Source organism: Stappia sp. P2PMeth1 (genome assembly GCF_900185735.1).
In the GTDB taxonomy this organism is placed as follows: Bacteria; Pseudomonadota; Alphaproteobacteria; order Rhizobiales; family Stappiaceae; genus Stappia.
Genome location: NZ_FYAW01000035.1, coordinates 63974 through 75921 on the forward strand (window position 1 = coordinate 63974; position 11948 = coordinate 75921).

General features: G+C 68.4%; 11 protein-coding genes. 10 read left to right on the forward strand and 1 reads right to left on the reverse strand.

Annotated features, from left to right (window positions below; translation table 11 throughout):
- Positions 1-13 precede the first annotated feature (13 nt).
- The gene (locus tag P2PM1_RS20205) at positions 14-766 is read right to left on the reverse strand and encodes an SDR family NAD(P)-dependent oxidoreductase (RefSeq protein ID WP_186400289.1); all 753 of its coding nucleotides are present in this window, start codon (positions 764-766) and stop codon (positions 14-16) included.
- A 167-nt stretch (positions 767-933) separates the two neighbouring features.
- Between P2PM1_RS20205 and P2PM1_RS20210 the strand changes: the two genes are divergently transcribed.
- From P2PM1_RS20210 to P2PM1_RS20255, 10 genes are all read left to right on the forward strand, one after another.
- Entirely contained in the window at positions 934-1965 is a 1032-nt protein-coding gene (locus tag P2PM1_RS20210; RefSeq protein WP_186400290.1) for a TRAP transporter substrate-binding protein, read from the forward strand.
- A gap of 104 nt (positions 1966-2069) precedes the next feature.
- The gene (locus P2PM1_RS20215) at positions 2070-2642 is read left to right on the forward strand and encodes a TRAP transporter small permease subunit (protein WP_186400291.1); all 573 of its coding nucleotides are present in this window, start codon (positions 2070-2072) and stop codon (positions 2640-2642) included.
- Entirely contained in the window at positions 2642-3982 is a 1341-nt protein-coding gene (locus P2PM1_RS20220; RefSeq protein WP_186400292.1) for a TRAP transporter large permease subunit, read from the forward strand. Before P2PM1_RS20215 ends, P2PM1_RS20220 begins: the two co-directional genes overlap by 1 nt.
- Positions 3983-4105: 123 nt before the next feature.
- Entirely contained in the window at positions 4106-7495 is a 3390-nt protein-coding gene (locus P2PM1_RS20225) for a PAS-domain containing protein (RefSeq protein WP_186400293.1), read from the forward strand.
- A 167-nt stretch (positions 7496-7662) separates the two neighbouring features.
- The gene (locus tag P2PM1_RS20230; RefSeq protein WP_186400294.1) at positions 7663-8100 is read left to right on the forward strand and encodes a DUF2948 family protein; all 438 of its coding nucleotides are present in this window, start codon (positions 7663-7665) and stop codon (positions 8098-8100) included.
- Positions 8101-8152: 52 nt separating this feature from the next.
- Positions 8153-9448, forward strand: a complete 1296-nt coding sequence (gene hisD / locus P2PM1_RS20235) for a histidinol dehydrogenase (RefSeq protein WP_244301578.1) — start codon at positions 8153-8155, stop codon at positions 9446-9448.
- Between the two features lie 119 nt (positions 9449-9567).
- Complete coding sequence (locus tag P2PM1_RS20240; RefSeq protein ID WP_186386587.1) at positions 9568-10047, forward strand: UPF0262 family protein; 480 nt, start codon at positions 9568-9570, stop codon at positions 10045-10047.
- Between the two features lie 315 nt (positions 10048-10362).
- Entirely contained in the window at positions 10363-10821 is a 459-nt protein-coding gene (locus P2PM1_RS20245) for a low molecular weight phosphatase family protein (RefSeq protein ID WP_256376481.1), read from the forward strand.
- Between the two features lie 113 nt (positions 10822-10934).
- The gene (infA, locus tag P2PM1_RS20250) at positions 10935-11153 is read left to right on the forward strand and encodes a translation initiation factor IF-1 (RefSeq protein WP_013653834.1); all 219 of its coding nucleotides are present in this window, start codon (positions 10935-10937) and stop codon (positions 11151-11153) included.
- 55 nt (positions 11154-11208) lie between these two features.
- A complete protein-coding gene (locus tag P2PM1_RS20255) occupies positions 11209-11892 on the forward strand; it encodes a Maf-like protein (protein ID WP_186386589.1) in 684 nt (227 codons plus the stop codon).
- Positions 11893-11948: the final 56 nt, after the last annotated feature.

Sequence of the window (11948 nt, forward strand, 5' to 3'; positions counted from 1 at the left end):
GGGACGGGCCGGATCAGGCCGCCAGATAGCCGCCGTCGACGGGCAGGATGGCGCCGGTCACGTAGCTGGACATGTCGGAGGCGAGGAACAGGACGGGGCCGACGAGTTCCTCCGGCTGGCCGGTGCGCCCGAGCGGCGTATGCGCCATGAACCGGCCGATGGCCGCCTCGTTGCCGCGTGTGTGCTCGGTCATCGGCGTGTCGATGACGCCGGGAGCAATGGCGTTGACCCTGACGCCGCGCGGGGCGAATTCATGGGCCAGCGCCTTGGTGAACTGGGCGAGGGCGCCCTTGCTGGCGATATAGGCGGCGATGCCGGGCCCGGCCGACAGCGACATGATCGAGGCGAGATTGACGATCCGTCCGCCCGTCGCCTCGAGCTGCGCCGCGAAGGCCAGCACCATGTTGCGCGGCCCGTCAACATTGACGCGGAACGTCTGGTCCCACTCCGCCTCGAAGCCCGGATCGCCGAACCGGTGCCGCTTCAGGATGCCGGCATTGTTGACGAGGATGCGGGCAGCGCCCAGCTCCGCGCGGGTCTTCTCGGCGAAGGCGCGGGCGGCGTCCGGATCCGCGACGTCGCATCGCGCGCTCAGGGTCTTCACCCCCGCCTCGGCCGCCAGCGCGGCGGTCTGTGCGGCGGCGTCGGCGTTGATGTCGCACACCGCCACATGCGCGCCGGCCCGGGCAAGACCCAGCGCGATCGCCCGGCCATTCCCCTGTCCGGCGCCTGTCACGACGGCGACGGAGCCTTCAACTCCAATCATGGGCGTCTCCCGGAATTAGTGTATTGCTAATCAGTTTGATTATAGATAACACTTGAGTTAGGCAAGCGGGGGGTCGAAAAAAGCCGCTCGCGCCTCGCCCGCCGCCGGAGAGCGCGGCAGAAAAGCAAAGAGATGCCCCGTTCGGGGTGCGTTTTAGGGAGGTCCTGATGAAGGCACGGCTCGCAACCGCTGCGCTGGCGGCAACCATGCTTACCGCTGTTCCGGCGCTTGCCGACAGCTACGACCTGCAGAGCGTTTTCGGCCTGCAGGTGCCCTCGATCGGCCAGAGCCCGGTCAAGTGGGCCGAGCGCGTCAAGCTGATGACCGACGGCGCCATCGACATCAAGGTGCACGGCGCCGGCGATTTCGTGCCGCCGTTCGAAGTGTTCGAGGCGGTCAGCACCGGCGCGATCCCGATGGGCTTCGACTGGATCGGCTACTGGGCGAGTTCGATTCCGGTCGCCAATCTCGTCGGCTCGATGCCCTTCGGCCCGACCCCGGAAGTGGCGCTCGGCTGGATGTTCGAGGGCGGCGGCCTGGAGATCATCCAGAAGGCCTACGATCCGCACGGCGTGAAGATCATCCCGTGCCATCTCGTCGTGCCGGAGGCCGGCGGCTGGTTCAACAAGCAGATCAACACCGCCGAGGACTTCAAGGGCCTCAACATGCGCATCGCCGGCCTTGGCGGCCAGGCGCTCGCCCGCCTTGGCGCCAACACCCAGCTCGTGCCGGCCGGCGAGATCTTCGTGTCGCTGGAGACCGGCCGCATCGACGCGACGGAGTTCTCCGCGCCGCAGCTCGACATCGGCTTCGGCTTCGAGAAGGTCGCCAAGACCTATTACTTCCCGGGCTGGCACCAGCCGTCGAGCTGGGACTCCATCATCGTCAACATGGACGTGTGGAACGGCTTCACCGAGGGCCAGCAGCAGATCATGGTCGAGGCCTGCAAGGCCAACATCACGGCGAACCTTGCCGACCAGATCCACCAGCAGGCGATCGCCATCGCCAAGATCCGCGAGGCCGGCGTCGAGATCAAGCGCTTCCCCGACGAGGTGCTGGTGGCGCTGCGCGAGGCCTCCCAGGCGGTGATGGAGGACGAGGCGGCCAAGGACGCGATCTTCAAGGAGGCGCTCGACTCGCTGAACGCCTATATCGAGCGCGTCGGCGAATGGGGTGAGTTGCAGGCGCTGCCGCGCTAAGCCAGTCTCACAGACCACTGATCGGACGGCATCCCGCGACGGGTGCCGTCCTTTCGCACTCAACCGCCCCGCAAGGTCACGCCCGCAAGGTGAGGGAGGTCGTCTTGTCCGAACTGAGCCGCAAGGCGGGAGAGGCGCTGTCCTTTCCCGGCAAGATCGTCGGCTGGCTGGTGCTGCCGCTGATCGTCTCCGTCTGTCTCGGCGTGCTGGCCGCCAAGTTCGGCACCAACCGGCTGGCCGACTGGGGCGTGCGCGTGCCGCTGTTCGACACCGGCGTCACCGTCAACACCCTGCTCGACCTGCAATGGCACATTTTCGCGCTGCTGGTGCTGTTCGGCGGCGTCTATGCCTATCGCGACCGCAGCCATGTCAGCGTCGACTTCCTCGCCTCCGGCTTTTCCGCCCGCACCAGGGCCGTGGTCGATCTGGTCTGCGACCTGATCTTCCTCTTGCCCTTCTGCCTCATCATCGTCTGGTTCGGCAGCCGCTTCGCCCACCGGGCCTATATCACCGGCGAGGGCTCGACCTATGGCGGCATGATCGACCGCTGGATGATCAAGGCCTGCATTCCGCTCGCCTTCTCGCTGCTCGGCCTTGCGGCCGTCAACCGCATCATCGGCACCGCGATCGCCCTGGCGCGCGGCGACTTCTCTGCCAAGGACAAGAAGGGCTCGTGATGGAAGACGCTTTCTGGCCGCTGCTGATGCTGCTCGGGCTGATGGGCGGCATCTTCGCGGGCTATCCGGTCGCCTTCGTCCTTGCCGGCATCGGCATCCTCTTCGCCGTGATGGCCGGCGTCCCGCTGATCTTCCTGTCGACGACGGTGGCGCGGATCTATTCCGGCACGCTGACCAACTGGCTGCTGATCGCCATTCCGCTCTTCGTCTTCATGGGGCTGATGCTGGAGCGCTCCGGCGTGGCCGAGCGGCTGCTGAAGTCGCTGGCCTCGGTGTTTCGCGGCATGCCCGGCGGCTATGCCTTCGCGGTCGCGATCATCGGCGTCGTCATGGCCGCCTCGACCGGCATCATCGGCGCCTCGGTGGTGCTGATGGGCATGATGGCGCTGCCGACCATGCTGCAGAACCGCTACGATCCGAAGATCGCCACCGGCCTGATCGCGGCGAGCGGCACGCTCGGCATCCTGATCCCGCCGAGCATCATGCTGATCGTGCTGGGCGACCAGTTGCGCGTGTCGGTCGGCGACCTGTTCATGGCCGCCGTCGGTCCGGGCCTGCTGCTCGGCCTGCTCTACATGCTCTACCTGGTCTTCGTCGCGGTCTTCCAGCCGCATCGCATGCCGGCGGCGCCGGCGGCCGATCCGCGGCCGTTCTGGCGGGCGGCGGCGAGCCTGGTGCTCGACCTGCTGGCGCCCGTGCTGCTGATCGTCTCGGTGCTCGGCACCATCGTCGCCGGCATCGCCACGCCGACCGAGTCCGCCGCCATCGGCGCGCTCGGCGCCATGGTGCTGGCGCTGGTGTCGCGCCAGCTCGACTGGGCAACGCTCTATGCGGCGCTGCGCGACACCACCAAGACCACCGCGATGATCATCTTCGTCATGCTCGGCGCGACCGTCTTCTCGGTCGTCTTCCGCAAGCTCGGCGGCGATGCGCTGATCGCCGACCTGTTCTCGGTGCATGTGGAGCGGCCCTATGTGGTGATCATCATGATCATGGCACTGGTCTTCGTGCTCGGCTTCTTTCTTGAGTGGGTGGAGATCACGCTCGTCGTGGTGCCGATCGTCGCCCCCGTCGTCGCCGGGCTCGACTTCGGCCTGACGCCGGAGCAGACGCTGATCTGGTTCGCCATCGCGCTGGCGGTCAACCTGCAGACCTCGTTCCTGACCCCGCCCTTCGGCTACGCGCTGTTCTACCTGCGCGGCATCGCGCCGAGAGGCGTTTCCATCGGCACGATCTATCGCGGCGTCATTCCTTTCGTGATCCTGCAGGTCTCGGCACTGGCAGCGGTGATCTGCTGGCCGCAGATCGCCCTCTACCTGCCGCTGGCCCTGTCGAAATAGCGCTCCGCCGGCCAGGTCCGGCGGCGGGGGATGAGTTAACTCTTTCGATTGTCATTCATAAATCGTTGGCATTTTGCCGATCTTCGCTTTGAAGCATTTACCTGTTGCAGGCATACTCGGCCCATGAATTCCATCGTCCTCGATGCGCTGCCCGCAAACGAAGACAGTCGCCTGCGGGCGCTGCGCCGGCTCGGCATCCTGCATTCGGAGCGGTCGACGGAATTCGACGCCCTGGTCGAGGCGGCGGCGGCGGTCATGGACTGTCCGATCGCGATGGTCTCGTTCGTCGACGAGCACGAACAGTGGTTGAAGGCCTTTTGCGGGCTGGATTTCCAGGAAACGCCCCGCAAGGCGGCGATCTGCCGCCACACCATTCTCAGCCCCGATCTGCTCGTGGTTCGCGATCTCGCCGCCGACCCCCGGTTCCAGCACGACCGGCTGGTGGTCGAGCCGCCGCATGTGCGCTTCTATGTCGGGTGTCCGCTGTCGATCGACGGCATCCACCGGCTCGGTTCGCTCTGCGTGATGCACACCGAGCCGCGCGATCCGACCCCGTCGCAACTGCAGCAATTGCGCCGGCTCGGCGTTGCCGTGGAAGGGCTGATACGGGCCTATGCCGCCCAGGCGGAGGCGGCCACCTTGCGCGAGGACGCGGTGCGCCAGCAGGCGCTGGTCGAGACCCAGTCCCAGCTCCTTGCACAGACCACCAGCATCTCCGGCGTCGGCGGCTGGGAACTCGACCTGGAGCGCGACACGCTGCTGTGGACGGATCAGGTGCGCCGCCTGCTGGAGGTGGACGACGACTACGTCCCGGACTTGAAGGAGGCCTTCGGCTTCTTCCGGCCCGAGGCGAGAGGCGAACTGCGCCGGGCGCTCGACGATGCGCGGCTGAGGGGCTTTCCCTTCAGCCTCGAACTCCTCGCACGCACCGCCAAGGGCCGCGAGCGCTGGGTCCGTCTCGCCGGCAAGCCGTTGATGCGCGAGGACAGGACCCTGCGCATCGTCGGCGCGATCCGCGATGTCACCGACCGCAAGACGGCCGAGATCCGGCTGCAGCATTCCGAGGCGCTGTATCGCACGACGCTGCTGTCCCTGTCCGAGGGGGTGATCGTCGCCGATGCCGACGGCCGGATCCTGTCCCACAACCCGGCGGCGCTCGCCATGCTCGGCCTGGACGGGCAGGACATTACGGGCCGCGAGTTGCAGACGCTCGACCTCGACTTTCTCGCCAAGGACGGCGGGCAGGGCAGCCTTGGCAACCTTCTCGCGCGCGGCGTCGCGGATCCGGCCAGCCTGTCCAGCACCGTTGCCGGCCTGCGCCTCGGCGATGGGGTCCTGCGCTGGCTCAATCTCAATGCGGTGGCCTATTCCGGTCCCGGCGACGGGGCCGGCGGGGGCGCGGTGATCTCCCTCACCGATGTCACCGAGACGGTGCGCCAGGCGGTGACGCTCGAAGGGGTGTTCCGGAACTATCCCGGCGCCGTGGTCTATTTCGACCAGGACCTTGTCGTCGCCGGCTGGAACCGGGCTTTCGAGACCCTGCTCGACGTGCCGCCCGACTATCTGAGGCGGCGTCCCTCGCTCGCCGACTACGTGCTGATGAACGCCGAGCGCGGCGAATATGGCGAAGGCGATCCGCGGGAACTCGCCCGCCAGCGGCTCGAAACCATCCTCGGCGGACCCGAACATGCCTATGAGCGCAGCCGGCCAAACGGCATGATGCTCGATATTCGCGGCACCTTCCTGCCGGGCGGCGGGTTGCTGTCGACCTTCACGGACATCTCCGACCGCAAGCGGATCGAGCGGCAGCTTATCGAGAACGCGCGTGTGGCACGCGAGAAGTCCGACGAGTTGGAGACCGTGCTCGCCAACATGAACCAGGGGGTCAGCGTCTTCGACCGGGACGGCCGCTTGACCCTGTGGAACGAGCAATATGTCTCGCTGTTCGGCTTCGAGCCCGACGCCATCGCGCCTGGAAGGCCCTTCCGCGAGCTGGTGTTCCAGACCAACGTGCGGCAGGAGGCGCGCGAGGAGGTCGAGGCCCGTATCACAATGCTGATGCGGCGCATGGAAGCGGGCGAGACCATGCGCTCCACCTTCCGTCTGAAGACCGGCCGCATCATCTCCACCGTCCATGCCCCGCTGCCCGACGGCGGCTGGGTGGGAACGCATGAAGATGTCACCGAGCGCGAGCTTGCCGCCGACAAGGTGCTGCATGCGGCCCGCCACGACACGCTGACCGGCCTGGCCAACCGGACCTATCTCAACGAGCAGCTCGAAAAGCTCGCCACCGGCGAGGCGCCGGCCGAGGGGTGCCTCGGAATTCTGATGCTGGTCGATCTCGACCGGTTCAAGCCGGTGAACGACGCGCTCGGCCACAATGCCGGCGACGCGGTGCTATGCGAGGTGGCGCGCCGGCTGCGGCTGTGCGTGCGCGAGAGCGACTTCGTCGCGCGCATCGGCGGCGACGAATTCGCCGTGCTGCTGTTGTCGGGAAGCGGGCTGACCTGGCCGTCCGATCTGGCGGAAGCGGCGGCGCGCAGGATCCTGTCCGCCATGTCGACGCGGTTCGCCGTCGAGGGCAGCAGCATCCAGATCGGCGCCAGCATCGGCATCGCGCCGATCCTTCGCGGCGCCGAGATGTCCGAGCTCCTGCGCCACGCGGATGCCGCGCTCTACCAGGTCAAGCACCAGGGACGGAACGGCTTCCGCATTCACGAGCCGCCGGTCGACGAACCGGCGGGAGCGGGGCAGGTCATCGCCTGGCCGGGAGCGGCGGCGGCGGCCGCGGCCGGCACCGTCGCCCCGGTACTGCTTCGACCGGCGCCCTCCGGCGGCGAGTTGCTGTTCCAGCCGATCGTCTGTCTGCGCAGCCGCGAATTGCGGGGCTATCAGGCGCTGCAGCATCTGCCGGGCCAGACCGGCGGAGCCGGGGACGTGGCGCAGGACACCGCGGCGGTGGAAGCGGCGACCGCCGGGCTTCTGCGCGAGGCGCTGAGCGCGGCGGTCCGGCTGCCCGACGCGCAGATGATCTCCCTGTCGCTCGGTGCGCGCCAGTTCGGCCTCGAAACCCTGGCGGCCACCATCGAGCGGGAGATCGCCGCCGCCGGCATCGATCCGGGGCGCCTCCACCTGCAGGTCGCGGACGGCTACTTCCTGCTCAACTCCGGCGCGGCCTCGGGCCAGTTCGAGGCGTTGCGCGACATCGGCGTGCGGCTGGTTCTCGACAGGTTCGGGGCGGAGGCGTCCTGTCTCAAGCTGCTCAGCCGCTTCCGCTTCGATTCCCTGCGCATCGATGGCTGCAGCCTGCAGGACATCCTGGCCGGAGGGCGCGGCGCGGCGGCGATCCGGGCGCTGGTCGCCGTCGCCGAGACGCTGGGCGTGCCTGTGGGGGTCGAGGGGGTCGACAGCGAGGAGCGTGCGAGCCTGCTCTCGGCCGCGGGCTGCGTCCATGGCCAGGGCCGGCTGTTCGGGACACCCGAACCCATCGAGGCCTTCCTCTCCGTCGCCTGATCTTGGCGGCGCCGCTCCCTGTCGCGTCAACTGGCCCGCGTCAACTGGCCCGCGTCAACTGGGTGGTTGCTTTGCCGCGTGAATTCATTAGGTAAGGGCGGACGGTCGGCGCCCCGCGCGCCGGCTGCGGGCACGACCCCGGGCACAACCCATAAGGTGGCTGATCCATGCGGCAACTGAAGCTGGCGGCGTTGGACGAGGAAGACCTGGCGGTGATTTCCGCGCAGGTGCAGGACGCCGTGCTCAAGGTGGGCGATATCCGCTACTATCCTTCCGACCGGCACCTGGTGCTCGTCATGAACCGCTTCGCCTGGGACGGCGAGAGCACGGGGAGCCGCGCTGCCAACGAGCGCCGCCGTTCCGCCCTGTCCTTCGCCCGGGCGGAGCGCCCGCGCGCGCTGAACATCCGCCAGGACGCGAAGGACGCGGTGCTGTCGCTGCTGGCGGTCAACTTCGTCGCCGGCAGCGAGCCGGCCGGGCGCATCGACCTCGTCTTCGCCGGCGGCGGCACGCTCTCCTTCGATGTCGAATGCATCGAGGCGCAGCTCGCCGACCTCGGCGCGGCCTGGGCGACCGGGCACCGTCCCAGCCACCCGCTCGACTGACGTTTTCTCAACACCCTCCGGGCGGTGCCCGGCAAACCGTGGAGGTCCCGCCGTGGCGATCCGCCTGTCCACCGGCGCAGCCGATTTCGAGGCCGCTTTCGCGGCCCTGCTCGCCAGCAAGCGCGAGGCATCCGCCGATGTCGATGCGGCGGTGCGCGACATCATCGAGGCGGTGCGGGAGCGGGGCGACGCCGCGCTTCTCGACTACCCCCGCCGCTTCGACCGGCTGGAGGCGCAAAGCCTTGCCGAACTGACCGTCACCGCCGAGGAGATCGAGGAGGCGGTGAAGAAGGTCGACGCCCGCACGCTCGACGCCCTGACGCTGGCGCGCGACCGCATCGCCTCCCATCACGCCCGCCAGATGCCGGCGGACGACCGCTACACCGACCCGATCGGCGTCGAACTCGGCTCGCGCTGGACGGCGATCGAGGCGGTCGGCCTCTATGTGCCCGGCGGCACGGCCAGCTACCCGTCCTCGGTGCTGATGAATGCGGTGCCCGCCAGCGTCGCCGGCGTGTCGCGCATGGTCATGTGCGTGCCGAGCCCGGACGGCGCGCTCAACCCGCTGGTGCTGGCCGCGGCCCACCTTGCCGGCGTCACCGAGATCTACCGGATCGGCGGGGCCCAGGCCATCGCCGCCCTGGCCTTCGGGACGCAGACCATCCGTCCGGTCGCCAAGATCGTCGGTCCCGGCAACGCCTATGTGGCGGCCGCCAAGCGGCGGGTGTTCGGCACGGTCGGCATCGACATGATCGCCGGCCCGTCCGAGATCCTCGTCGTCGCGGACGGCGCCAACGATCCCGACTGGATCGCAGCCGACCTGTTGTCGCAGGCCGAGCACGACACCAGCGCCCAGTCGATCCTGATCACCGACGACGCGGGTTTTGCCGAGGCCGTCGAGAAGGCGGTCGAGCGCCAGTTGCGGACCCTGCCGCGCGCCGATGTCGCCGGTCCGAGCTGGGCCGATTTCGGCGCTATCATCACCGTTGCCTCGATGGACGAGGCGCCGGCGCTGGTCGATGCCATCGCCCCCGAACACCTGGAACTGGCCGTCGAGGACGCGGAAGCCCTGTTCGCCCGCATCCGCAATGTCGGCGCGGTGTTCCTCGGCCGGCACACGCCGGAGGCCATCGGCGACTATGTCGGCGGCTCCAACCACGTGTTGCCGACGGCGCGCTCGGCGCGCTTTTCCTCCGGCCTGTCGGTGCTCGATTTCGTCAAGCGCACCTCGATCCTGCGCTGCGATGCGCGGACGCTGCGCGAGCTCGGCCCGGCGGCGATCGCCCTTGCCGAGGCGGAGGGGCTGGCCGCGCACGGCCGCTCGGTCGCCATCCGGCTCAACCTGTGAGGGCGCGGCGTCGAGCAAGCGGCTTGTCGGCACGGGCGTTGACGGGATAGGTGTTGGGACGATTGCTGGACGACGCGCTGCGACGGCGGCGCGGGCAATGGAGGGTGCAAGCGCAGGTCATGGGAGAAAAGAACAGCGCCCGGCTGGTCGCGGTGGAACTCGACGAGGCGTCGATCGTCCGCTCGACGCCCGATATCGAGCATGAGCGCGCGGTCGCCATCTACGATCTCATCGAGGAGAACGAGTTCGAGCCGAACGGCGACGACGGCGGTCCCTACCGGCTGAGATTGTCGCTCGTCGAGAAGCGCCTGGTCTTCCTGGTCGAGCGGGAGGAGGGGCACCCCGTCGTCACCCACATCCTGTCGCTGACGCCGCTGCGCAAGGTGGTGAAGGACTATTTCCTGATCTGCGAGAGCTATTTCGAGGCGATCAGGACGGCGACGCCGAGCCAGATCGAGGCCATCGACATGGGCCGCCGCGGCGTCCACAACGAGGGTTCGCGCATCCTGATGGAGCGGCTGGAGGGCAAGATCCGGGTCGACATGCAGACCGCCCGCCGTCTCTTCACCCTCGTCTGCGCCCTGCACTGGAAGGGCTAGAGCCCTTTCGGCCAATTCGGAGCCATTCTGACGGAGCGATTTTGTGACAAGGTCAAGCAAAGGCACGCAGGTCGTATCTGGATACGGACAAGGGGCTTTGCGCCGGAGTTGGCGCAAAATCGCCCGTCCCGCAGGGCTTCCGATTGGCGGGCGCCCGACGCCGAACCGATCTTGCCCGATGCGAAGGCATCGCGCGGCGACCGTTTCGACGCCGGATCGCCGCTCCAATCGAGAAGCAGAATTGACTTCGAATTGGCCGAAAGGGCTCTAGGCGTGTCGGGGCCGGGGGAGACGCCCGGTAGCACGCCTGGAGACGTGCCCGGTACTGCGCCGGCGGCGGCGCCCGGTGCCGTGCTGTTCGCCTGCGGCATGAACGCCGTGCGCTCGCCGATGGCGGCGGCGATGCTCGCCCAACTGTTTCCCGGCCGGGTCTATGTGAAGTCCTGCGGCGTGCGCGCCGGCGAGCCCGATCCCTTCGTCGAGGCGGTGATGAGCGAGATCGGCTGCGATCTCGCCAGGCACCGGCCGAAGACCTTCGAGGATCTCGACGAGTCGGGCTTCGACCTGGTGGTGACGCTGGCGCCGGAAGCCCATCACAAGGCGCTGGAGATGACCCGCACCGACGCGGTCGAGGTGGAATACTGGCCCACCCCCGATCCGACGCTTGCCACCGGCTCGCGCGAGCAGATCCTCGGCGCCTATCGCGCCGTCCGCGACGGGCTGATGACCCGTATCAAGAAGCGTTTCGGCTGGACCGCGACCCCGGCCGGCTAGACCCCTTGTCCGGCCTCTGCACAGCCGCGGATTTTCGCGAATCCCGCTGTTCCCTTTCGCGGTGCGATCCGGTAGGTTCCCCGCCACATCCGGCTCGATAATCAGGAAACCATATGGCCAAGGAAGAAGTCCTCGAATTCCCGGGGGTTGTGACCGAACTGCTCCCCAACGCGACCTTTCGCGTGAAGCTCGAAAACGACCACGAGATCATTGCCCACACCGCCGGGCGCATGCGCAAGAACCGCATTCGCGTTCTCGCGGGCGACCGCGTGCTTGTCGAAATGACGCCCTACGACCTGACCAAGGGGCGCATCACCTACCGTTTCAAGTGACGCCGAACGGCCATCCGGCCCGGTCCGCCACCCGTGACAGAGAGATAGCGGTCCGATGAGCGCCGCAGCTTCCGACGACAGCAAGACCGCAGGGGCCCGCGGGACGGGCGCGCGCCCGACGCTCGTGCTTGCCTCCGGCTCGCCGCGCCGGCTGGCGCTGCTCCAGCAGATCGGCATCGATCCGGACACGCTGCTGCCCGCCGATATCGACGAGACGCCGCGCCGGGGCGAGACCCCGCGTGCGCTGGCGCAGCGGCTTGCCCGCACCAAGGCCGAGGTGGCGCGCCGCGCCGCCGACCGCAATCCGGCGCATGTCGACGGGCTGGTGCTGGCCGCCGACACCGTCGTCGCGGTCGGGCGCCGGATCCTGCCCAAGGCCGAGACTCACGAACAGGCGCTTGCCTGCCTCGAACTGCTCTCCGGGCGCGGCCACCGCGTCTATACCGGCCTGTGCGTCAGCGCCCCGAAGGATGTGGTGCGCCAGCGGCTGGTCGAGACGCGCGTGCGGTTCAAGCGCCTGTCGCGCGCCGAGATCCACGCCTATCTCGACAGCGGCGAGTGGCGCGGCAAGGCCGGCGGCTATGCCATCCAGGGCCTTGCCGGCGCTTTCGTCGCCAAGCTGGTCGGCTCCTACACCAATGTGGTCGGCCTGCCGTTGCACGAGACGGCGAACCTGTTGGCCGGGCTCAAGTATCCGGTTCTTGCCGGCTGGGCCGACCCGGCCGCGATCCGGCCCTGAGACGCTCCGGTCCGGCCGGGCGATTGCCGCTTGGCCTTGCCGGCGGTTCCTGTCAC